Genomic DNA, 22120 nt, shown 5'->3' with positions numbered 1-22120 from the left:
TGCCGCGGAAGGAGCGAACCATGACCTATGAAACCATCCTCGTGGAAACACGCGGCAAGGTCGGGCTGATCACGCTGAACCGGCCCAAGGCGCTCAATGCGCTGAATTCGCAAGTGCTCGCGGAGGTCCTGGCGGCGGCGAGCGCGTTCAACGCCGATCCCGCCATCGGCGCGATGGTGCTTACGGGCTCGGAAAAGGCGTTTGCCGCCGGCGCCGACATCAAGGAGATGCAGGCGCTGTCCTTCGCCGACGCCTACAGCCAGGACTTCTTCGTCGGCTGGGAGGAACTCACGCGGACGCGCAAGCCCATCATCGCGGCGGTCGCGGGCTATGCGCTCGGCGGCGGCTGCGAGCTGGCCATGATGTGCGACTTCATCATCGCCGGCGACAATGCCAAGTTCGGCCAGCCCGAAATCACGCTCGGCGTCATGCCGGGCATGGGCGGGTCGCAGCGGCTGACCCGCTTCGTCGGCAAGTCGAAGGCGATGGACATGTGCCTGACCGGGCGGATGATGGACGCGGCCGAAGCCGAGCGGAGCGGACTGGTATCGCGGGTGGTTCCGGTCGCCGAGCTCACCGAGGAGGCGCTGAAGGCGGCGGCGAAGATCGCCGAATTCTCGCTGCCGTCGGTCATGATGACCAAGGAGGCCGTCAACCGCGCTTACGAGACGACGCTCGCCGAGGGACTGCGCTTCGAACGCCGCCTTTTCCATTCGCTGTTTGCGCTCGACGACCAGAAAGAAGGCATGGCCGCCTTCGTCGAGAAGCGGAAGCCGAATTTCACCAACCGCTAGGCCATGCCGCCCGATGATTGAAGCGGATGACGACGCGCCGCGCTTTCAGTCTGCCAAAAAGACCGCCCAAAAAGACTGCCCAGTGGCGTTGACGCGTCGGAAAAGCTGAACTATAAGCCGCACCAACCGAGGCGGCCCTGTGGCTGCCCGTTTGTTTTTTTGCGCCCTGCGGCACCCCGCTGGCGCCCACCAGATCAGAAGAGAGGCATCATGGCCAACACGTCTTCGGCCAAAAAGGCAACGCGCAAGATCGCCCGCCGCGCAGCGGTCAACAAGAACCGCCGCTCGCGCGTCCGCACCTATGTCCGCAAGGTCGAAGAGGCGCTGGCCGCCGGCGACAAGGCCGCGGCGGTGGAAGCCTTCAAGGCGGCGGAGCCGGAATTGATGCGCGCCGCCACCAAGGGCGTCGTCCACAAGAACACGGCTTCGCGCAAGGTCTCGCGGCTGGCCCAGCGGGTCAAGACGCTGTCGGCCTGACCGACTCCTCTTTCACTCCGTCGATACTGAACCCGGCCGTACAGGCCGGGTTTTTTCGTTTGCCGGCAAGTACTTAAAAAGTTTGCTCGTGAGCAACGCTTATGACGCGATTCCACTACCAGTAATGTTTTGCCGGCATATTCAGCGTCGCCGACGTCGGCACGCCCTCCCCGCGGCAACTGCCCAAATTTGCCTGCCAGGAAATCCGTAGGTTTTTCATGGACTTACGGCGGGTCATCCACAGCTTGTTCAACGCACGTTCGAGCAGCAGGGCAGAAGTAGCTGTCAAGAGAATTATTTCAGAATATTTCGTTATAGGCGGCCTTTTTCATATTCGCCGGAAAAGGGTTTGAATCACAATGGCTTTGTCAAAACGTGCCGTCCCGACAGCCGATTTCAAGCCCCGTCCGGTAACCAGATTCGTTAAAAAACCGTTAGATGTGGCCTTGCCCTATCCACAGCGATTTCGGTAATGTCCATCCATCGAAGGGACGGGCTCTAGCCCCCTGACCCAGCCTGAATCGGCCAGCAAAAAATGGCGGAATTCATGACGTGGAGCAATTCCGCGTGCGGCTTGGTTTGTCTCTTCGGTGCGGGTAGGGGACTGGCGTAATTGTACATGGCAGTCGATGTCTCACCGGCGTTTTCGCCGGAGGGCGATGCATTGCCTTGTCTTTGTCGGAAGCCGGCGTGCGGAGCCGGCAGCTGGTCCCTTGCGCGAGTTGCGACGACGTTGCCGGCGGCGGCAATGAATCGCGGCTGAATGAGGTCGCCGGATCAAGGATGCAGGAGGCGCATCCCCGGTGGAAAAAGGGTACGAGAAGACAAGGGACTTTGATCATGCAAAGCGGCATCGAGAGGGAGATAGCGGGCGAGCTCCCATTTCCGGCAACTTTTGTCAAAGGGGGCGACGTGGCGGTATCCAGCGACGCGGAACAGAAGTTCGAACGGGTCAAGGCTCAGTTGAAGGCGCGTCTTGGAGCCGAGGTCTATTCGAGCTGGTTCGGTCGCATGAAGGTTGCCGAGGCATCCCGCGGCATTGTGCGCATCTCCGTGCCTACAGCCTTCCTGCGGTCCTGGATCAACGGCCATTACCTCGAGCTCATCGCGGAGCTGTGGCGGCATGAGGATCCGGACGTCCTCAAGATCGAGATCGTCGTGCGCACCGCCACGCGCCAGGGGCGCAACCCTGTCGAGCCGGAGGTGGCGCCGGCGCGCAAGATGACCAAGCAGACGCATACCGCGCTCGCCAACGGCACCGCGAGCGCCGGGCGCGCGGAACAACGGGCGCCGGCGCCGCGCCCGGGCGCGTCCGCGGAACCGGAGTTCCGCCACAATGTGCTGGGGTCGCCTCTCGACCCGCGCTACACTTTCGCCTCCTTCATCGAAGGACCGTCGAACAGGGTTGCCTTCGCCGCGGCCAGGGCGGTGGCGGAATCGCAGTCGAGCGCGGTGCGTTTCAACCCGCTTTTCCTGCATGCGACCGTCGGGCTCGGCAAGACGCACCTGCTGCAGGCGATCGCGGCGGAATCGCTACGGCACAACCCGAAGTCGCGCGTCGTCTACCTGACCGCGGAATATTTCATGTGGCGCTTCGCCACCGCGATCCGCGACAACAATGCGCTGACGCTGAAAGAGCAGCTGCGCGACATCGATCTCCTGATCATCGACGACATGCAGTTCCTGCAGGGCAAGTCGATCCAGCACGAATTCTGCCACCTCATCAACATGCTGCTCGACAGCGCCAAACAGGTCGTGGTCGCGGCCGACCGGCCGCCGTCGGAACTGGAATCGCTGGAGCCGCGCGTGCGTTCGCGACTGAATGGAGGCGTGGCGCTGGAAATGTCGGCGCCTGATTTCGCCATGCGGCTCGGCATGCTGAAGCTGCGCCGCGCCACCGCCAAGACCGATGACACCTCGCTCGACATCTCCGACGAAATCCTGGAGCACGTCGCGCGCACGGTGACCGGCAGCGGGCGTGAGCTCGAAGGCGCCTTCAACCAGCTTCTGTTCCGCCAGTCGTTCGAGCCGCAGATCTCCATCGACCGTATCGACGAGATCCTCGGTCACATCTACCGCTCCGGCGAGCCGAAGCGGGTGCGCATCGAGGACATCCAGCGCATCGTGGCGCGTCACTACAACGTGTCGAAGACGGAGCTTCTGTCCAACCGGCGCACGCGCACGATCGTCAAGCCGCGGCAGGTGGCGATGTATCTGTCGAAGGTGATGACGCCGCGCTCGTTGCCGGAGATCGGACGGCGCTTCGGCGGCCGCGATCACACGACGGTGCTCCATGCCGTGCGTAAGATCGAGGACCTTTCGGGCGCGGACAACACGCTGGCGCAGGAACTCGAACTGCTCAGAAGGCTGATCAACGACCAGGCCTGAGGGGGCGCAGAAATAGCCGGCGGCGCGCTTCGCCGGCTTTATCCCCAGAAAGCCCGCGCTGCCGGCCGTAACCGGTGCCGCGGGCTTGCGTTCGCAGGCTTTTTACTGTCAGCTTACAGAGATTCTGGAAGCCTTTCAGGGCTTTCGCGGGATGCCGCCTGCCGGTAACCCGTTCATTCTTGAAGCGAGCCTGTTTGGTCATGCGTGTTATCCTGGAACGGTCAAATCTCCTGAAGTCCCTCAACCACGTCCATCGCGTGGTCGAGCGGCGCAACACCATTCCGATCCTGTCCAACGTGCTGCTCAGCGCCGAGGGCGCCAGCCTCGAGATGAAGGCCACCGACCTCGACCTCGAAGTGACGGAGGCGACGCCTGCCAAAGTCGAGCGCGGCGGCGCGACGACGGTGCCGGCGCATCTGCTCTACGACATCGTGCGCAAGCTTTCCGACGGCGCCGAGGTGATGCTGAAGACGGACGAGGACGGCAACGCGATGACCGTCACCTCCGGCCGTTCGAGCTTCCGTCTGCAGTGCCTGCCGCAATCCGACTTCCCGGAGCTTTCGGCCGGTTCCTTCTCGCATATCTTCCGGCTGGAATCGGCAGCGTTCAAGGGGCTGATCGACAAGACCCAGTTCGCCATCTCGACCGAGGAAACGCGCTACTATCTCAACGGCATCTACCTGCACACCGTTGAAGTCGGCGGCAAGCTGAAGCTGCGCTCGGTGGCGACCGACGGGCACCGCCTGGCGCGTGCCGAGATCGACGCGCCGGCAGGCTCCGAGGGCATGCCCGGCATCATCATTCCGCGCAAGACGGTGAGCGAGCTGCAGAAGTTGGTCGACGATCCCGATGTGGCGGTGACCACGGAGCTGTCGGACACCAAGATCCGCTTCACCATCGGCAGCGTCGTTTTGACCTCGAAGCTGATCGACGGCACCTTCCCCGACTATCAGCGCGTCATCCCGACCGGCAACGACAAGAAGCTGATCATAGACCGCCAGAGCTTCGCCGCGGCGGTGGACCGCGTTTCGACCATTTCCTCCGAACGCGGCCGGGCGGTGAAACTGTCGATCAATGACGGCCAGCTGACCTTAGCCGTCAACAACCCCGACTCGGGCAGCGCCACCGAGGAACTGGCGGCCGACTATTCGTCGGACCCGATCGAGATCGGCTTCAACGCCAAATACCTGCTCGACGTCGCCGCCCAGCTCACCGGCTCGGAGGCCAAGTTCATGCTGGCCGACGCCGGTTCGCCCACGCTGATCCATGACATGGCGGACGAAACCGCGCTCTATGTGCTGATGCCGATGCGGGTCTAGGTCCGGGACAGGCGTATATGTCGCCGTGACCGCGGATGCGAAACAGCTTCGGCAGCAAAGCTATATAAGTAAGCTAACACTTACGAATTTCCGTAACTACGCGGCGCTTTCACTCGACCTTGCGCCCGGCGCTGTGGTGCTGTCGGGCGACAATGGCGCGGGCAAGACCAATCTCCTGGAAGCGATCTCGTTCCTGACACCTGGCCGGGGCCTGCGCCGCGCGCCCTATGCGGATGTGGCGCGCGAAGGCGGCGATGGCGGCTTCGCCCTGCATGCGCGCATCGAGGGGCCGGAAGGCCAGGTCGAGATCGGCACCGGCATATCCGGCGGCGACGCCGCCGGCGAAGGCGGCAGGAAGGTGCGGATCAACGGCGCGCCGACGCGATCGGCCGAGGATATGCTGGAATGGCTGCGGGTCGTCTGGCTGACGCCGGCTATGGACGGCCTGTTTCCCGGGCCTGCGGGAGACCGCCGCCGCTTCCTCGACCGGCTGGTGCTGGCGATCGACCCCGGCCATGGCCAGCGCGCGCTCGACTATGAGAAGGCCATGCGAGGCCGTAACCGCCTGCTTACCGAAGGCTCGCGCGACGGCGCCTGGTTCGAGGCGATCGAGACGCAGATGGCCGAGACGGGGGTGGCGATCGCCGCGGCACGGGCCGAGCTGGTGCGGTTGCTCGCCGCCATGATCGACAGATTGCCCGGCAGCGGGCCGTTTCCACAGGCCGACATCAGCCTTGCCGGCGACCTGGAGAGCGAGGTCGCCGTCGCGCCGGCCGTCGACGTCGAGGAGCGCTTCCGCCGCGCGCTTGCCAACGGCCGCGAGCGCGACCGCGCCGCCGGCCGTACGCTCGACGGCCCGCATCGTTCCGATCTCCTGGTGCGGCACCGGCCGAAGTCGATGCCGGCGGAACTGTGCTCGACCGGCGAGCAGAAGGCGCTGCTGGTCGGCATCGTTTTGTCGCATGCCAGGCTGACCGGCGAGATGTCGGGACTGACGCCGATCCTTCTCCTGGACGAGATCGCCGCGCATCTCGACGCGGGCCGGCGCACGGCGTTGTTCTCGATCCTGGAAGAATTGAACTGCCAGGCCTTCATGACCGGCACCGATGCCGCCTTGTTTTCGAGCCTTGCCGGCCGGGCACAGTTCCTGACGGTCGATCACGGCAGCGTTGGGCTGACGTCCAGCCCTTGAAGYCATTTCCGCGCTGCGCCACGAGGCTTTGCCTCGCGTCATGCCAAACCTTCGCCTTGCGTGTGGACCACAAGGCTTCGCCTTGCGCTTACTGACAAGGCTCTGCGCGAGCGATATGGTTCGGCTATGATCGACGCCGCCCTGACCGACGAAGAGCTCGAACGCTATGCCCGCCACATCGTGCTGCCGGAGATCGGCGGGCCGGGCCAGCAGAAGCTGAAACGGTCGCGGGTGCTGGTGATCGGCGCCGGCGGGCTCGGCGCGCCGGTGCTGGAATACCTTGCGGCCGCCGGCGTCGGCACGCTCGGCATCGTCGACGACGACACGGTTTCGCTGTCCAACCTGCAGCGGCAGGTGATCCACGGCAGCGACACGATCGGCATGGCCAAGACCGACAGTGCCGCCGCGGCGATCATGCGCATCAACCCCAACGTCACGGTGGAATCGCATCGCCTGAGACTGACGGCGGAGAACGCCCCTGCCCTCGTCGCGCGCTACGATGTCGTTGTCGACGGCTCCGACAATTTCGAGACACGCTACGCGGCCGCCGATGCCTGCGCCGGTGAGAAGAAACCCCTCGTCACGGCCGCCGTCGGCCGCTTCGACGGCTCAGTGACGGTGCTGAAGCCGTTCGAGACAGGCGCCGACGGCAAGCGCAATCCGAGCTATCGCGACCTGTTCCCGGAAGCGCCGCCCGAAGGGCTGGTGCCATCCTGCGCCGTTGCCGGCATCGTCGGCGCGCTGACGGGCGTCATCGGCACGCTGGAGGCGATGGAGGCGATCAAGCTGATCACCGGCATAGGCGAGCCGCTGATCGGCCGACTGCTGCTCTACGATGGCCTCACGGCCCGTTTCGACACCATCCGCTACAAGGCCGTCTGAGCGCATGGACCAGAGCGTCGGCATCTCCATAACCGGCCTTCCGGCGCATTTCGACCGATGGGACGATCTGCTCGCGCTGATCCGGCGCGCCTTTGCCTATATGGACGGCATCATCGACCCGCCGTCGTCGGCGCATCTTTTGACCGCCGATACCCTTGCCGAGAAGGCGAAACGGGAAGCCGGGTTTTTGGCGATCGAGAATGGCCGCGTCGTCGGCTGCGTCTTCGCGCTGGAACGGGCGCAGGATTTCTATGTCGGCAAGCTCGCGGTCGAGCCGCGGCTGCAGGGCCAAGGCATAGGGGCCCGGCTGATGCGGGCGGTCGAGGATCTCGCCCGCGAACGCGGCAAGGATGCGATCGAGCTGCAGACCCGCATCGAACTGACGGCAAACCATGCAGCCTTCGCCCGGCTTGGCTTTCGCGAGAGCGAACGCACGGCGCATGCGGGCTATGACAGGCCAACCTCCATCACCATGCGCAAGGTGCTTCTATGAGCCTTTCGCTCAGCCCGGAAGAACAGGCGATCGCCGCCCGCCGGGACGGCGCGGGCATAGCGATGCGCATCGTCGCCGAAAGCGCCCGCCTGCTCGGTGCGCCGCGGCTCATCCCGATCGCCTCCACGCATATCGACGGCGCTCTCTATCATGGCGATTCCGGCACGCTGTTCGCGGAGAAGCTGGTCGAGGGCGGCGCGCGGGTCGCGGTGCGCTCGACGCTCAATGTCGGGGCGCTCGACCTGATGGGTTGCTCGCGCATCCGCCTGGAAGAGCCCCAGCGTGGCATGGCGCTACGGATGATGGAGGCCTATCGCAAGCTCGGCTGCGAGCAGAGCTGGACCTGCGCGCCCTACCAGGCCGGGCATAGGCCGGCGCTGGGCAGCGACGTCGCCTGGGGCGAGTCCAACGCGGTCGTCTTCTGCAATTCGGTGTTGGGCGCGCGCACCAACCGCTATGGTGATTTCCTCGACATTGCCTGCGCGATTGTCGGCCGCGCGCCGGATTACGGCCTGCATCGGCCCGAAAACCGCCGGGCAAGGCTCGTTTTCGATGTCTCGGGCCTGTCGCCATCCTTCCTCGCCTCGGAGATCGCCTGGCCTGTCCTGGGCAGCCTCTATGGCCGCGAGGTGGGCAACGCGATCGGCGTCGTCGCCGGCGTGGCCGCTCATCCCGGCGAAGACGCGCTGAAAGCCTTCGGCGCGGCGGCCGCATCGTCGGGCGCGGTGGGCCTTTTCCACATTGCGGGCGTCACGCCCGAGGCTCCCGACGTCGAAGCCATCCTGGCCGGGCCGGAGCCGGAAGCGGTGATCCGCGTGACGCCTGAGATGGTCGCCAAGGCCCGCGCGGGCCTGTCGACCGCGGCGGCGACCAAGACCATCGACGCGGTGGCGATCGGCAGCCCGCATCTGTCGAACGCCGAGTTCGACAGCCTGGAACGGCTGATCGCCGGGCGGCGGCTTGCGGTGCCGATCTATGCCTGCACCGGCCGCCACGCGCTCGCCCAGCTGGAGCGGGACGGCCGGCGAAAAAGGCTCGAGGCGTGCGGGGTCGTCATCGTCGCCGATACATGCGTGGTGGTGACGCCGATCATGCCGGAGCTCGGCCCAGAGCTCGGCAATGGCGTGCTGATGACCAATTCGGGCAAGTTCGCGCATTACGCGCCGGGCAACACCGGCTACGCGGTGCTCTACGCCTCGCTCGCCGACTGCGTCGAAAGCGCGGTCCTCGGCAAGCCGGTTTTCACGGATATCGCCGCATGAGCGCGGCAGCGGAAATCCTGGTGCCGGGCAAGGCGGGCGAAGGCGAGGCGCTGGTGCTGACGGCGCCGATCAGCTTCTGGGGCGGCGTCGACCCCAAAACTGGCCGCATCGCCGATGTCCGCCATCCGCAGCACGGTGAAGTCATTTCCGGCCGGGTGCTGTTCCTGCCCGGCACGATCGGCTCGTCGTCCGCTTCGGCGGTGCTGATGGAGCTCGTCCACAACGGCCGGGCGCCGGCCGCCCTGGTGCTGCACGAGCCCGACGCCATCCTGTTGCTCGGCCTGATCGTGGCGCGGGAAATGGGCTGGGAAACGCCCATGGCAATACGGCTCGAGCGCGGCGCGTTCGATGCCTATCGCGGAGCCGCGGTGAGAGTTGGCGCGGACGGCGCCGTTACCATAGCCGTTTAAAGCCTCAGGTCCTGAGCGGCAGCACACGATCCGGCGGACGGTGGCCGTCGAAGAAGGCGCGGATGTTGATGATCACCTTCTCGCCCATGTCGATGCGGCCCTCGAGCGTGGCCGAACCCATATGCGGCAAAAGCACCACCTTGCCCTTGGCGGCGAGCTTCAGCAGCTTGCTGTTCAGCGCCGGTTCGTGCTCGTAGACGTCGAGGCCGGCGCCGGCGATCTTGCCGTCATGGATGAGCTTGACCAGCGAGTCCTCGTCGATGATGTCGCCCCGCGCGGTGTTGACGAGGTAGGCCGAAGGCTGCATCAGCGCCAGGCGACGACCGGACAAAAGGTGGAACGTCGCCGGCGTCGAGGGACAATTGACCGAGATGATGTCCATGCGGGCCAGCATCTGGTCGAGGCTTTCCCAATAGGTCGCCTCCAACTCCTCCTCGACGGCCGGCAGCACGCGGTGCCGGTTGTGATAGTGGATCGACAGGCCGAAGGCCTTGGCCCGCCTGGCGACCGCCGTGCCGATGCGGCCCATGCCGACGATGCCGAGCCGCTTGCCCCAGATGCGCCGGCCGAGCATCCAGGTCGGCGACCAGCCGGCCCATTTCTTCTCGCCGGTCAGCACATTGGCGCCTTCGGCGAGCCTGCGCGGCACGGCGAGCATCAGCGCCATGGTCATGTCGGCGGTGTCTTCGGTGAGCACATTCGGCGTGTTGGTGACGGTGATGCCCTTCTTGGCGGCCGCCGCGACATCGATCTTGTCGACGCCGTTGCCGAAATTCGCGATCAGCTTGAGGTTTTCGCCGGCCTGGGCGATCAGCGCGGCGTCGATATGGTCGGTGATGGTGGGGACCAGCACATCGGCTTCCTTGACCGCCGCAACCAGCTCGGGCTGCGTCATCGGCCGGTCCTCGACATTCAGCCTTGCGTCGAACAGCTCGCGCATGCGCGTTTCGACCGGATCGGGCAGCTTGCGCGTGATGACGACGAGGGGCCGTTTTTTGCCTGCCATTTTATCCCCGAAGCTTCCTGGATCAGGATGACGTCTCGTTGAATCGCCGTCCTGATCCTACTCTTTTTTGGAGCATGATCTTTTCCGAAAACCGATTCCCACTTTCCGGGATCATGCTCTCGAAACCGATCTCGTTGAGACCTCTTTAACCAAGACCGGCGAAACTTGCAGCCAGTCGCGGCATCAGCCCACTCCTGTAACAAGCGGTGCCGCCGAAGACAAAGAAAAAGGGGCGCCCGTCCCGACGGACCGGCGCCGAAAGGAACGAAAGTGTCTGGTTTCGCGTCGCTTCGCCTGGCCTTCAGCGCGGCCATTCTCGGTGCCCTGCTTTGCGCGCCGCAGGCTTTGGCGCAAAGCGCGGCGGCACCCGCCCAAACCATAACGCTCGGGCCGAGCGGCCTGCCGCTGCCGCGCTTCGTCAGCCTGAAGCCGGCCCGCGTCAATTCGCGCGTCGGGCCCGGCGCCAATTATTCCGTCAACTGGATGTATCTGAAGGCCGGCCTGCCGATGGAAGTCATCCAGGAATTCGACACCTGGCGCCGCGTGCGCGATGCCGACGGATCGGAGGGCTGGATCAATCAGTCGCTGCTCTCAGGCCGCCGCACCGCGATCGTCGCGCCCTGGCAGCGCGGCAAGGGCGGGCGAATCAACCTGCTCGACGAACCCGACAAGGATGCCGGTGTCGTCGCCATCATCGAGCCGGGCGTGATCGGCTCGATCAAGAAATGCGACGGCCAATGGTGCGAAATGACCTTCGACGGCCATACCGGCTGGATGGCGCAATCGCAGGTGTGKGGCGCCTATCCCGGCGAGAAGGTCAARAACTGAGTTCGCTGGCCTTGCTGTTACGGTCGCGGCCGATGCGRCCGAGACGCGTATCCTGAAAACCGGTGGGCAGCTTGAGGCCGTAGCCGAGGGCACGGTCGATGGCGATGTGCGCGATCCAGATCAGCGCTACGGCGGTCGTGACCCGGYCGGAGAGCAACGCGCCCGCAAGCAGGAGGACGAGCGGAGCAATCAGGATATGCAAGGCGTTGTAGGTAGCGGCGCCGAAGCGTGGCCCGGCGAGGTAGCCCAGCATCGACAGGTCCGGCGCAAGGATGAGCAGCGCAAACAGCCACCAGGAAAAGCCGGATATTGCGTAGCAAACGATTGCCAACGCGGCGACGGTGACCCATTCAAACCGGACAATCAGGTCGACCGGGCGCATGGAAGACGGATCAATCGCAGCGTTTGGGACGCAGTCTAACCACGATGTCGACGTTGGCGATCTCCATGCCCTCCGGCGGCGCCGGCAGGTTGGAGACGGTTACCGGTCCGCTTTCGATATCGAAAATGCGGTTCTCGCCTTCGATGTAGAAGTGGTGGTGATCGGACGTGTTGGTATCGAAATAGGTTTTCGACCCCTCGACCGCCAGGATGCGCAGCAGGCCGGCCTGGGTGAACTGGTGAAGCGCGTTGTAGACCGTCGCCAGCGAGACCGGCACGCCGGCGGCGATCGCCTCTTCGTGCAGCTCCTCGGCCGAAAGGTGGCGGTCGCCTTTGGCGAAAAGCAGATCGGCCAGCGCAATGCGCTGACGCGTCGGCCTCAGGCCGGCTTCGCGAACCCGCTTGTCCACAGCGACATTTTCCTTCCGGTAGCCCGAATCCATCTCTTCGCTTCGAAGCTTGTTGCCCAGCCCATCAACAGGTCCAGAGTGGCAAAAAGACGTCAAATGCCAAAACCGGACATCAATCGACATATATTCTGTAGTCCGAATGCGATCAATAGCGCGCATTGACCCGGGCAGGCGCACGGGTTAAGCGCAAACGCCGGTTTCCGGCCGCAAACAGAGTGTGTTAGGAAACCAACGAGAAGGGCGCCCTGCCGCCCGCGAAGATCACGGGGACGGAAATTTGATGGCGGATCAAAAGTCCAGCTACGATTACGAGGAACTGCTCGCCTGCGCCCGCGGCGACCTGTTCGGGCCAGGCAATGCCCAGTTGCCCTACCCGCCGATGCTGATGTTCGATCGCATCACCGAGATCAGCGAAACCGGCGGCGCTTTCGACAAGGGCTTCATTCGCGCCGAATTCGACATCAAGCCGGATCTGTGGTTCTTCGCCTGCCACTTCATCGGCAATCCGATCATGCCCGGCTGCCTCGGCCTCGACGCCATGTGGCAGTTGACCGGTTTCTATCTCGGCTGGCTGGGCGAACCCGGCAAGGGCATGGCGCTTTCGACCGGCGAGGTGAAGTTCAAGGGCATGGTGACGCCGTCGGTGAAGAAGGTCGAATACGGCGTCGACTTCAAGCGTGTGATGCGGGGCCGGCTGGTGCTCGGCATCGCCGATGGCTGGCTCAAGGCGGATGGCGAACCCATATACGCGGCTACGGATCTGAAGGTCGGTCTTTCCAAGCAGTCGGCCGCCTGACCGTTTTTCGCCACGGCGTCCGCGTAGCCGATGGACGCCACGTCAGTTTATTTGCGTATGATCACAAGCGAAAACCGGCTAGGTTTTTCGCCTGAATACGCCGGAAGGAGTTGCGAATGAGACGGGTCGTAGTGACAGGGCTCGGCATTGTGTCGTCGATCGGCAACAATGCCAACGAGGTGCAGAGCTCGCTTTACGATGCCAAATCCGGCATCAGCTTTTCCAATTCCTTCGCCGAACACGGCTTCCGCTGCCAGGTCTGGGGCGCGCCGACGCTCGATCCCACCCCGATGATCGACCGCCGCGCCATGCGTTTCCTGAGCCAGGGCGCGGCCTGGAACCACGTCGCCATGGACCAGGCGATCGCCGATGCCGGGCTCGGTGAAAGCGACATCACCAATGACCGGACCGGCATCGTGATGGGCTCCGGCGGTCCTTCGACCCGGACCATCGTCGAAGCCGCCGAAACCACGATCAAGAACAACAGCCCGAAGCGCATCGGCCCGTTCGCCGTGCCGAAGGCCATGTCGTCGACCGCGTCGGCCACCCTGGCGACGTGGTTCAAGATCCACGGCGTCAACTATTCGATCTCGTCGGCCTGCTCGACCTCGGCGCATTGCATAGGCAATGCCTATGAGCTCATCCAATGGGGCAAGCAGGACGTGATGTTCGCCGGCGGCCACGAGGACCTCGACTGGACCATGTCGGACCTGTTCGACGCCATGGGCGCCATGTCGTCGAAGTTCAACGACAAGGCGTCGACCGCTTCGCGCGCCTACGACGTCAACCGCGACGGGTTCGTCATCGCCGGCGGCGCCGGCGTGCTGGTGCTGGAGGAACTGGAGCACGCCAAGGCGCGAGGCGCCAAGATCTATGCCGAGATCGTCGGCTATGGCGCGACATCCGACGGCTACGACATGGTCGCGCCGTCGGGCGAAGGCGCTATCCGCTGCATGCGGCAGGCACTCTCCACGGTGTCATCGCCGGTCGACTATATCAACACCCACGGCACCTCGACGCCGGTCGGCGATTCCAGGGAAATGGGCGCCATTCGCGAGGTGTTCGGCGACAAGATGCCCTATATCACCTCGACCAAGTCGCTCACCGGCCATTCGCTGGGGGCCGCCGGCGTGCAGGAATCGATCTACTCGATTCTGATGATGCAAGGCGGCTTCATCGGCGAGAGCGCCCATATCGAGGAGCTCGATCCGGAATTCGAAGGCATGCCGATCGTGCGCAAGCGTATCGACAACGCCAGGATCGACACCGTCCTGTCCAACTCCTTCGGTTTCGGCGGCACCAACGCAACGCTGATTTTCCAGCGCTATTCCGCATAGAGCCGGCGTTTTTATAAGGATTGCCTTTTATGGACGGGTTGATGAAGGGCAAGCGCGGGCTTGTCATGGGTGTCGCCAACGACCATTCGATTGCCTGGGGCATCGCCAAGAAGCTGTCGGAACATGGGGCGGAGCTCGCCTTCACCTACCAGGGCGACGCCTTCGGGCGGCGGGTCAAGCCGCTGGCCGAGAAGGTGGGAGCCTCGCTGATCGTGCCTTGCGACGTCGAGGACAGCGCCTCGGTCACCGCGACCTTCGAGACCCTCGGCAAGGCCTGGGGCGGGCTGGATTTCGTGGTCCACGCCATCGGCTTTTCCGACAAGAACGAACTGAAGGGCCTCTACGCCGACACCAGCCGCGACAATTTCGTGCGCACCATGGTGATCTCCTGCTACTCCTTCACCGAGATCGCCCGCAACGCCGCCAAGCTGATGGGCAATGGCGGCTCGATGATCACGCTCACCTATGCCGGCTCGGTCAGGGTGATGCCGAACTACAACGTCATGGGCGTCGCCAAGGCCGGGCTGGAGGCCAGCGTGCGCTACCTCGCCAACGACTACGGCCCGCGCGGCATCAGGGTGAACGGCATCTCGGCCGGGCCGGTGCGGACGCTGGCCGGCTCCGGCGTGTCCGATGCCCGCCACATGTTCTCCTACCAGCAACGCAATTCGCCTTTGCGCCGCACCGTGACCATCGACGAAGTCGGCGGCTCGGCGCTCTACCTGCTCTCCGACCTGTCGTCGGGCGTCACCGGCGAAATCCATTATGTGGATTCCGGCTATCACATCGTTTCGATGCCGGCACTGGAGGAATTGAAGCAGACCGACGGCTAGATCGTGATGGCGTTTCGTTGAATCGCCATTACGATCTAACTCTTTGTGGGGCATGATCTTTCTCCGAAAACCGGTTCCCACTTTTCGGGATCATGCTCTCGCGCATTTCACCGTTTCATGGAAACGGCGAAACGCGCTATCTTTTTGTTTTACGCAATTCCGGGCGGAAAACCGCTCACACTTTTCCTGGAATTGCTCCGGCGCGAATAGTTTGCGGCCGCGATAGTAGCGTTCCAGTAAAATTGCATTCATCGGCGGAAACTCATTTTAAGGAGATGTCCGCTATAAGGGCCCCTAATCTAGGGACCGTGCATGCCTGCAGTCAGCAATCCCAAACGGACTCCGCTGTTCCGGCTGATCACCATCGCCAGCTCGGGCATGGGCAGTTTCATCCTTGGACTATGGGGGCTGCGGTTCGGCTTCGGCGACGGCATGGCCGGCATACCAGCCGAAACGATGGCCGACGTCATCGCCGCGCTCTGCGCTCTAGCCGCCGGCGGAGCCGCGCTGTCGTTCTTCGCGGGCGTCGATGAATCGGTGGCCTATGTCTTCAAGGAAACCCATTTCGACAAGCTGACCGGCCTGCTGGCGCGTCAGGCGATGGTCGGCAAGATAGCCGAGGCCGCCTCCGGGACGATCCGAACCGGCGAGCCGATGTTCCTGATCGACATCGATATCGACCGCTTCAAGCAGATCAACGACGCCATCGGCTACAGCCAGGGCGACGAACTGATCCGCGCCTTCACCAGCAGGCTGAAGGAGGTTATGCCGAAGAACGCGGTGATCGGGCGCATCGGCGCCGGCGAATTCGGCGTGCTGCTGCCGGACCGCGACATCAGGGGTTCGATCGAACGGCTCATCGAGAAGCTCATCAACGAGATGATGGAGCCCTATCAGCTGCAGAGCCATCTGCAGTCGGTCAGCCTGTCGGTCGGCATCGTGGCGATGCCGAAGGACGGCGTCGACCCGGTCCTGATCCTGCGCCGCTCGAACCTTGCGCTGCAGAACGCGCGCGCCAGCGGCATCGGCAACTGGTCCGTCTTCCACGCCGATATGGGCCGCGTGGCGGATTATCGGCAGTGGATCGAGTCGGAACTGAAGACCGCCTTCGACCGCGGCGACTTCAGCCTTCACTACCAGCCGCAGCTCAACCTGCCGAGCGGCCGCGTCGTCGGCTATGAGGCGCTGATCCGCTGGAAGCATCCGGAGCGCGGCATGATCCCGCCGATGGAGTTCATTCCGATCGCCGAGGAAACCGGCATGATCAACCCGATCGGCGAGTGGGTGCTGCGCAAGGCCTGCAGCGACGCCCGGTACCTGCCGCAGGACTGTTTCGTCGCCGTCAACATCTCGCCTGTCCAGTTCATGACCAGGGATTTCGTCGGCATCGTGCGGGACGTGATGGAATCGACCGGCATCAAGCCGTCGCGGCTGGAGCTCGAGGTCACCGAGACGGCGATGATGCAGGATCGCGACCGCGCCGCGGCGATCCTGGAGCAGCTTGCCGAGATGGGAATCTCGGTGGCCGTCGACGATTTCGGCACCGGCTATTCCAATTTGAGCTACCTGATCGACTTCTCCTTCGGCAAGCTGAAAATCGACCGTTCCTTCGTCAGCCRCATCGACACCGACTCCAGCTCCGGAGCGATCGTTTCGACCATTGTCGGCCTGTCGCGTGCGCTGGGCGTCGGTATCATCGCCGAGGGCGTGGAGACCGAGAACCAGGCCACGCTGCTTCGGGCCGCCGGCTGCGAGGTTGTGCAGGGCTATCTGTTCGGTCGGCCGGCACCGCTCAAGGTCGAGCTCGGCGAAGCCCGGCCCGCCTTCGGCACGCATGAGCCCGCCCGCATCGTCAGCGTGCAGTAAGCGCCGCTTCTTTCCCGACGCAATTCCGGACGGAAAACCGCTTCACACTTTTCCTGGAATCGCTTGTTCCTGGCGCAATTCCGGACGGAAAACCGCTCACACTTTTCCTGGAATTGCTTTAGCGGCGCGCCGAAAACACCTTGAACATGCCGTCGCGGGCGATCTCGGCATGGCTGGAAAAGGCCGCCRACAGCACCTGCTCGTAAGGAAGCTGGCGGTTGGCGACCATGAACAGGCGGCCGCCCGGTTTCAGCGCCTTCGACGCCGTGCGGATCATGCCCGCGCCGATTCCGGGTTCGGCTGCGCGGCCGCTATGGAAAGGCGGATTCATGACGATCGCGTCGTAACGCCGTTCGACCGCCTCGGCGAGCAGATCGGTCCAGAAGAAGCGTGGCTCGATGGCGCCATGGACGTTGACCCTGGCTGCTTCCAAGGCTTCGAAATCCGCTTCGTAGAGATCGAGCGCGGTGAGGCCTTGCGAACGCTGCAGAACTTCCGCCGCCAGATAACCCCAGCCGGCGCAGAAATCAGCGACATTGCCTTTGAGATCGTCAGGCAGGTTCGCGGCCAGCAGTGTCGAACCGGCATCGATCCGATCGAAGGAGAACATGCCAGGCTTGGTCTTGAAGCCACCTTCGACGACAAGATCGGGGTTGCCGGCGCGCAGCGTCGCCGCCGCCTCCGTGCCGGCCCGCCGGAACCAGAAAGCAACGCCGTGATGCTTCGGCAGATGGCCCTCGAGCGGCGCCAGCGCGTCGATCCGCTTGCGCAGGCTGTCGATGCCGTCGTCCTTGCTGCCGGCAACGACGACAGGCGCGCCCGGAGCGATGCGCTCGACCGCTTCCGCGATGCGTAACTCATTTTGCCCGCGATGCCGGCCGGCGAGCACGAGGGCGATGTCGTAGCCCTCGCCTTCCGCCCGCGGCGTGACTGCGTGGCCGGACGCCTGCAAGGCGCGAAAATGTGGCCTGAAACCCTGCACGAGATGCAGCGCCGCCTCGAAGCCGGCAGGCAGACGGAAGCCGGGCTCGGCACCGAGGAAAAGAACGCGGGCACCCTTCCCGGGCAGCGGCAGCGCCTCGGCCTCGAACGGGTAGAACAGCGTCTTCAGCGGCTCCGCGGCCATCCATCAGCTCCGTAGAACTCTTTGTCGTGCCCTGAAACAAAACGGGCGCGACCTTGCGGCGCGCCCGTCTCAAACTATCCAGCCAAACCGATCAGGCGGCGTCTTCCTCGCCTTCGGCCTTCTTCTTCTCCTGGACGATTTCCTTGCCGGTCGCCTGGTCGACGACCTTCATCGACAGGCGGACCTTGCCGCGCTCGTCGAAGCCCATCAGCTTGACCCAAACCTTGTCGCCTTCCTTGACGACGTCGGAGGTCTTGGCGACGCGCTCATTGGCGAGCTGCGAGATGTGGACGAGACCGTCGCGCGGGCCGAAGAAGTTGACGAACGCGCCGAAGTCGGCCGTCTTGACGACGGTGCCTTCGTAGATCTCGCCGACTTCCGGCTCGGCGACGATGGTGTGGATCCACTTCTTCGCCGCCTCGATCTCCTTGGCGTTCGCCGAAGCGATCTTGACGGTGCCGTCGTCCTCGATGTTGATCTTGGCGCCGGTCTTCTCGACGATCTCGCGGATCACCTTGCCGCCGGAGCCGATGACGTCGCGGATCTTGTCGGTCGGGATGTGCATGACCTCGATGCGCGGCGCGAACTCGCCGAGCTCGGCGCGGGCGCCGGACAGCGCATGCGCCATCTCACCCAGGATATGCAGGCGGCCGTCCTTGGCCTGGGCCAGCGCGATGCCCATGATCTCCTCGGTGATGCCATCGATCTTGATGTCCATCTGCAGCGAGGTGACGCCATTGGCGGTGCCGGCGACCTTGAAGTCCATGTCGCCGAGATGATCCTCGTCGCCCAGGATGTCGGAGAGCACCGCGAAGCGCTCGCCTTCCTTGATCAGGCCCATGGCGATGCCGGCCACCGGCTTTGCCAGCGGCACGCCCGCATCCATCAGCGCCAGCGAGGTGCCGCAGACGGTCGCCATCGACGAAGAGCCGTTGGATTCGGTGATCTCCGAGACGATGCGCAGCGTGTAGGGGAACTGCTCCGCCGAAGGCAGCATCGGATGGATGGCGCGCCAGGCAAGCTTGCCGTGGCCGATCTCGCGGCGGCCCGGCGAGCCCATGCGGCCGGTCTCGCCGACCGAGTAGGGCGGGAAGTTATAGTGGAGAAGGAACTTCTCCTTGTACATGCCGGTCAACGAATCGACGAACTGCTCGTCCTCGCCGGTACCGAGCGTGGCGACGACCAGCGCCTGGGTCTCGCCGCGGGTGAACAGCGCCGAACCGTGGGTGCGCGGCAGGACGCCGACTTCGGAGACGATCTTGCGCACGGTCTTGAGATCGCGGCCGTCGATGCGCGAGCCGGTGTCGAGGATGTTCCAGCGCACGACCTTGGCCTGGAGCTCCTTGAAGACGCTGCCGATCTGCTCGGAAGTGTACTTGGCTTCCTCGCCTTCGGCCGGAGCGAACGCGGCCTTGACCTTGGCCTTGACGGCGTCGACCGCGGCATAGCGCGACTGCTTGTCGGTGATCTTGTAGGCGTCGCGAAGCTCGTCGCCGACGACCTTCAGCATCTCGGCTTCGAGCGCGGAGTAATCCGGCGCGGTGAAGTCGCGCGGCTCCTTGGCGGCGACCTCGGCCAGCTTGATGATCGCCTCGATCACCGGCTGGAAGCTCTTGTGGCCGAACATGACGGCGCCGAGCATCAGGTCCTCGGAGAGTTCCTTGGCCTCGGACTCGACCATCAGAACGGCATCGCCGGTGCCGGCGACGACGAGGTCGAGCTTGGATTCTTCCATTTCGTCGATATGCGGGTTGAGGACATATTCGCCGTTGATGTAGCCGACGCGGGCGCCGCCGATCGGACCCATGAAGGGCACGCCCGAAAGCGTGAGCGCGGCGGAGGTGGCGACGATCGACAGGATGTCGGGATCGTTCTCGAGATCATGCTGGACGACAGTGACGACGATCTGGGTGTCGTTCTTGTAGCCGTCGGCGAAAAGCGGGCGGATCGGGCGGTCGATCAGGCGGGAAACCAGCGTTTCCTTCTCGCTCGGACGGCCCTCGCGCTTGAAATAGCCGCCCGGGATCTTGCCGGCGGCATAGGTCTTTTCCTGGTAGTTGACCGTCAGCGGGAAGAAATCGAGGCCGGGCTTCGGCTCCTTCATCGAGACGACGGTGGCCAGAACGACGGTCTCGCCATAGGTGGCGAGCACCGCGCCGTCAGCCTGGCGCGCGATCTTGCCGGTTTCCAGGATGAGCGGACGGCCGCCCCATTCGATTTCCACTTTGTGTTGATTGAACATATCTTGTCCTTCATATGCGGAAAGGGCCGCGCCGTCCTAGCGGTCACGGGTTCTCCCTTTCCTGGCTTCCTTCGGGCAGCCACGGGCAAGACAACGGGATGCTCGATCAAGTCCGGCTCCCCAAGCCGAGCGAGCATCCTGCAATCCTGCCCCATGACCGTCCATGGGCGGCTCCGGATAGCCCTCTGCAGTCCGGAACCCGGTTGGCCAACTGGTTGGCCGGTTGGCCAACTGGTCGGCCGACCTTGCGCATGACGCCGGAAACCACTGCTTCCGGAACGCGCCATGCGCGGAGAAGAATTCCTTTTTCAGCACCGATGCACCGGACCATCCGATGCGCCAATGCGCGACCGGCGGGCCCCTTCGAGGGCCCGCCGGTCAATTCGTCAGCGGCGCAGACCGAGCTTGTCGATCAGCGTCTGGTAGCGCGCGTCATCCTTGCGCTTGAGATAGTCAAGCAGGCTGCGGCGCTGGGAGACCAGAGCAAGCAGACCACGGCGGGAATGGTTATCCTTCTTGTGATCCTTGAAGTGCTCGGTCAGGTTCTTGATGCGCTCGGAAAGGATGGCAACCTGGACTTCCGGAGATCCGGTATCGCCCTTGGCGGTCGCGAATTCAGTCATCAATTCCTTCTTGCGATCGGCAGTGATCGACATCGTGCTTTTCCTTATCTGTTGGAGGAAACGGGACGCCCACAGCCGGGATGTCGTCCAGCAAGGGCCAGTGCAAGCGACGCGTCAGGGCGCGAAGCTGCGGCGCATATAGTGCAATTCCGGGAAAAACACCAGCCCAATTGTCAAGCCGGCTTGTCGCAGGTTCTGGTTGCGAAAACCAAAGCATGTCTCCCGAAAGCGGGAACGGCTTCGGGGCAAAGACATGCGCAAAATCAAAAGCCTAAGACGCGGGGAGCGAACCTGAAAGATCGCGGCGCGCTTTGGAAGAATTCAAAGGCTAAAGCCACTTCTTCCATTTGAAGAACGCAATCAGACCGACCGCAACGATCGCCATGAACATGAGCGAGGCGGGATAGCCGTAATAGGCCTTCAGCTCGGGCATGTTCCAGGGTGAGCTTTGCGGATCGAAATTCATGCCCCAGACGCCGACCAGGAAGGTCAGCGGCATGAAGATCACCGAGACGATCGTCAGATAGGAAATGACGTCGTTGGTGCGGGCCTGAGTCAGCGACACATGCATCTCGATCAGGCCCGTTAGCATGTCGCGCTGGTTCTCGACCAGCTCGATCAGGCGCAGCGAATGATCGAGCGTGTCGTTGAAGAAGATCTTGGTCTCGGCCTTCACGAAGGGCACGTCATTGCGGATCAGCGTCGCCAGCGCGTCGCGCATCGGCCACAGAACGCCTTTCAGCACGTTCGCGTCGCGCCTCAGTCCATGCAGCTGGCGCATCTGATGCTTGTGCGGCTTGTTCAGCATCTCGTCCTCGATGCCRTCGACCAATTCGCTCGCCGCTTCGATTGGCGGGAAATAGCTGTCGACGATGGCATCGATCAGCGCATAGGCAAGATAGTCGGCGCCGCGCGAGCGCAGCCGGTTCGGCATCGCGGCCGCGATGCGCTTGCGCACCGGATCGAACGGATCGCCCTCGCGTTCCTGGAACGTGACGACGAAATTTCGGCCGAAGAACAGCGCGATCTGCTCGTAGCGATGCGCGGTGACATCGTCGATCATGCGCATGACGACGAAGGCATGATCCTCGTAGAAATCCACCTTGGGCCGCTGGCCGGTATTGACGACGTCCTCCAACGCCAGCGGGTGGAGGTTGAAGATGCGGCCGATCTCCTCGATCAGCGCGATGTTGGCGAGCCCGGTGCAGTCCAGCCAGACGACAGGCCATTTCTCGCAATGAGTGTTGAGATCGTCGATCGAGGCATTGTCGATGGTTTCGTATTTCTGGGACGAGATCAACGTCAGCCGAAGCTCGCTGCGCCGCGCCGCCGGATCGGCGATAAGCGTGCCGGGCGACGCCCCGACCGGAGGCCGACGGGTTCTCAGYGGCGCCCGCTTCTTGCCAGTGTCAGCCTTTGCCATGAGTTCTCTGGGCTCTCGCGCTCAGCTGAAGA

22 protein-coding genes are annotated in these 22120 nt (G+C 63.8%); 14 read left to right on the top strand and 8 right to left on the bottom strand.

The annotated features are described in order from the left end of the window. Nucleotides 1-20: 20 nt before the first annotated feature. The 3 genes from LCM4577_RS14095 to dnaA all read left to right on the top strand — a co-directional run bounded on the left by LCM4577_RS14095 (nucleotide 21) and on the right by dnaA (nucleotide 3659). Nucleotides 21-794: an enoyl-CoA hydratase gene (locus LCM4577_RS14095; RefSeq protein ID WP_071071810.1), complete on the top strand. Its 774-nt coding sequence runs from the start codon at nucleotides 21-23 to the stop codon at nucleotides 792-794. Nucleotides 795-1004: 210 nt separating this feature from the next. Further along, nucleotides 1005-1271 (top strand): 30S ribosomal protein S20, encoded by a 267-nt coding sequence (gene rpsT, locus LCM4577_RS14090; protein ID WP_040985913.1) that lies wholly within the window; start codon nucleotides 1005-1007, stop codon nucleotides 1269-1271. A gap of 912 nt (nucleotides 1272-2183) precedes the next feature. After that, nucleotides 2184-3659 carry a chromosomal replication initiator protein DnaA gene (dnaA, locus tag LCM4577_RS14085; RefSeq protein WP_371410050.1) on the top strand — a complete coding sequence of 492 codons (1476 nt, stop codon included), beginning with the start codon at nucleotides 2184-2186 and terminating at the stop codon, nucleotides 3657-3659. Here dnaA and LCM4577_RS14080 read toward each other — a convergent pair. Next, on the bottom strand, nucleotides 3643-3861 hold the full coding sequence (locus tag LCM4577_RS14080) for a hypothetical protein (RefSeq protein WP_127236034.1): 219 nt from the start codon (nucleotides 3859-3861) through the stop codon (nucleotides 3643-3645). The genes dnaA and LCM4577_RS14080 overlap by 17 nt on opposite strands. Here LCM4577_RS14080 and dnaN point away from each other — a divergent pair. The 6 genes from dnaN to LCM4577_RS14050 all read left to right on the top strand — a co-directional run bounded on the left by dnaN (nucleotide 3860) and on the right by LCM4577_RS14050 (nucleotide 9217). Beyond that, nucleotides 3860-4978, top strand: coding sequence for a DNA polymerase III subunit beta (dnaN, locus tag LCM4577_RS14075; RefSeq protein WP_040985915.1), 1119 nt, complete (start codon nucleotides 3860-3862; stop codon nucleotides 4976-4978). The genes LCM4577_RS14080 and dnaN overlap by 2 nt on opposite strands. Before the next feature lie 25 nt (nucleotides 4979-5003). Then, entirely contained in the window at nucleotides 5004-6170 is a 1167-nt protein-coding gene (gene recF, locus LCM4577_RS14070) for a DNA replication/repair protein RecF (protein WP_071071808.1), read from the top strand. A gap of 126 nt (nucleotides 6171-6296) precedes the next feature. Next, nucleotides 6297-7052, top strand: coding sequence for a molybdopterin-synthase adenylyltransferase MoeB (locus LCM4577_RS14065; protein WP_041001620.1), 756 nt, complete (start codon nucleotides 6297-6299; stop codon nucleotides 7050-7052). A gap of 4 nt (nucleotides 7053-7056) precedes the next feature. Beyond that, nucleotides 7057-7545, top strand: a complete 489-nt coding sequence (locus LCM4577_RS14060; protein ID WP_041001618.1) for a GNAT family N-acetyltransferase — start codon at nucleotides 7057-7059, stop codon at nucleotides 7543-7545. Then, nucleotides 7542-8807 carry an aconitase X catalytic domain-containing protein gene (locus LCM4577_RS14055; RefSeq protein ID WP_083354728.1) on the top strand — a complete coding sequence of 422 codons (1266 nt, stop codon included), beginning with the start codon at nucleotides 7542-7544 and terminating at the stop codon, nucleotides 8805-8807. The genes LCM4577_RS14060 and LCM4577_RS14055 overlap by 4 nt, the downstream gene beginning before the upstream one ends. Beyond that, complete coding sequence (locus LCM4577_RS14050) at nucleotides 8804-9217, top strand: aconitase X swivel domain-containing protein (protein WP_041001616.1); 414 nt, start codon at nucleotides 8804-8806, stop codon at nucleotides 9215-9217. Before LCM4577_RS14055 ends, LCM4577_RS14050 begins: the two co-directional genes overlap by 4 nt. Nucleotides 9218-9221: 4 nt before the next feature. Here LCM4577_RS14050 and LCM4577_RS14045 read toward each other — a convergent pair whose 3' ends face one another. Then, on the bottom strand, nucleotides 9222-10223 hold the full coding sequence (locus LCM4577_RS14045) for a D-glycerate dehydrogenase (protein ID WP_040985920.1): 1002 nt from the start codon (nucleotides 10221-10223) through the stop codon (nucleotides 9222-9224). 270 nt (nucleotides 10224-10493) lie between these two features. Between LCM4577_RS14045 and LCM4577_RS14040 the strand changes: the two genes are divergently transcribed. Continuing rightward, the gene (locus tag LCM4577_RS14040; protein WP_071071806.1) at nucleotides 10494-11051 is read left to right on the top strand and encodes an SH3 domain-containing protein; all 558 of its coding nucleotides are present in this window, start codon (nucleotides 10494-10496) and stop codon (nucleotides 11049-11051) included. Here the strand turns inward: LCM4577_RS14040 and LCM4577_RS14035 are convergent. Together LCM4577_RS14035 and irrA are read right to left on the bottom strand one after the other, a co-directional pair. Further along, nucleotides 11041-11433, bottom strand: coding sequence for a DUF4260 domain-containing protein (locus tag LCM4577_RS14035; protein ID WP_071071804.1), 393 nt, complete (start codon nucleotides 11431-11433; stop codon nucleotides 11041-11043). The genes LCM4577_RS14040 and LCM4577_RS14035 overlap by 11 nt on opposite strands. 10 nt (nucleotides 11434-11443) lie before the next feature. Beyond that, nucleotides 11444-11875, bottom strand: a complete 432-nt coding sequence (irrA, locus tag LCM4577_RS14030; RefSeq protein ID WP_040985923.1) for an iron response transcriptional regulator IrrA — start codon at nucleotides 11873-11875, stop codon at nucleotides 11444-11446. 247 nt (nucleotides 11876-12122) lie between these two features. Between irrA and fabA the strand changes: the two genes are divergently transcribed. The 4 genes from fabA to LCM4577_RS14010 all read left to right on the top strand — a co-directional run bounded on the left by fabA (nucleotide 12123) and on the right by LCM4577_RS14010 (nucleotide 16674). Next, nucleotides 12123-12638: a 3-hydroxyacyl-[acyl-carrier-protein] dehydratase FabA gene (gene fabA, locus LCM4577_RS14025; RefSeq protein ID WP_040985924.1), complete on the top strand. Its 516-nt coding sequence runs from the start codon at nucleotides 12123-12125 to the stop codon at nucleotides 12636-12638. A 116-nt stretch (nucleotides 12639-12754) separates the two neighbouring features. After that, nucleotides 12755-13975 (top strand): beta-ketoacyl-ACP synthase I, encoded by a 1221-nt coding sequence (gene fabB / locus LCM4577_RS14020; RefSeq protein WP_071071802.1) that lies wholly within the window; start codon nucleotides 12755-12757, stop codon nucleotides 13973-13975. 29 nt (nucleotides 13976-14004) lie between these two features. Continuing rightward, nucleotides 14005-14808, top strand: coding sequence for an enoyl-ACP reductase FabI (gene fabI / locus LCM4577_RS14015; protein WP_040985926.1), 804 nt, complete (start codon nucleotides 14005-14007; stop codon nucleotides 14806-14808). Between the two features lie 312 nt (nucleotides 14809-15120). Beyond that, nucleotides 15121-16674 (top strand): bifunctional diguanylate cyclase/phosphodiesterase, encoded by a 1554-nt coding sequence (locus LCM4577_RS14010; RefSeq protein ID WP_071071801.1) that lies wholly within the window; start codon nucleotides 15121-15123, stop codon nucleotides 16672-16674. Between the two features lie 118 nt (nucleotides 16675-16792). On the opposite strand, the gene LCM4577_RS14005 is transcribed toward LCM4577_RS14010, so the two are convergent. The 4 genes from LCM4577_RS14005 to corA all read right to left on the bottom strand — a co-directional run bounded on the left by LCM4577_RS14005 (nucleotide 16793) and on the right by corA (nucleotide 22088). Next, a complete protein-coding gene (locus tag LCM4577_RS14005; RefSeq protein ID WP_071071799.1) occupies nucleotides 16793-17800 on the bottom strand; it encodes a class I SAM-dependent methyltransferase in 1008 nt (335 codons plus the stop codon). Between the two features lie 91 nt (nucleotides 17801-17891). Then, the gene (gene pnp / locus LCM4577_RS14000) at nucleotides 17892-20042 is read right to left on the bottom strand and encodes a polyribonucleotide nucleotidyltransferase (protein ID WP_071071797.1); all 2151 of its coding nucleotides are present in this window, start codon (nucleotides 20040-20042) and stop codon (nucleotides 17892-17894) included. A 386-nt stretch (nucleotides 20043-20428) separates the two neighbouring features. Continuing rightward, the gene (gene rpsO / locus LCM4577_RS13995) at nucleotides 20429-20698 is read right to left on the bottom strand and encodes a 30S ribosomal protein S15 (protein WP_027165894.1); all 270 of its coding nucleotides are present in this window, start codon (nucleotides 20696-20698) and stop codon (nucleotides 20429-20431) included. Between the two features lie 295 nt (nucleotides 20699-20993). Beyond that, on the bottom strand, nucleotides 20994-22088 hold the full coding sequence (corA, locus tag LCM4577_RS13990; RefSeq protein ID WP_071071795.1) for a magnesium/cobalt transporter CorA: 1095 nt from the start codon (nucleotides 22086-22088) through the stop codon (nucleotides 20994-20996). Between the last annotated feature and the right edge of the window lie 32 nt (nucleotides 22089-22120).

Source organism: Mesorhizobium sp. LCM 4577 (assembly GCF_001854795.2).
GTDB lineage: Bacteria > Pseudomonadota > Alphaproteobacteria > Rhizobiales > Rhizobiaceae > Mesorhizobium > Mesorhizobium plurifarium.
Note: the sequence above shows the minus strand (reverse complement) of the source record. Positions and strands in the feature narration are given on the sequence as shown.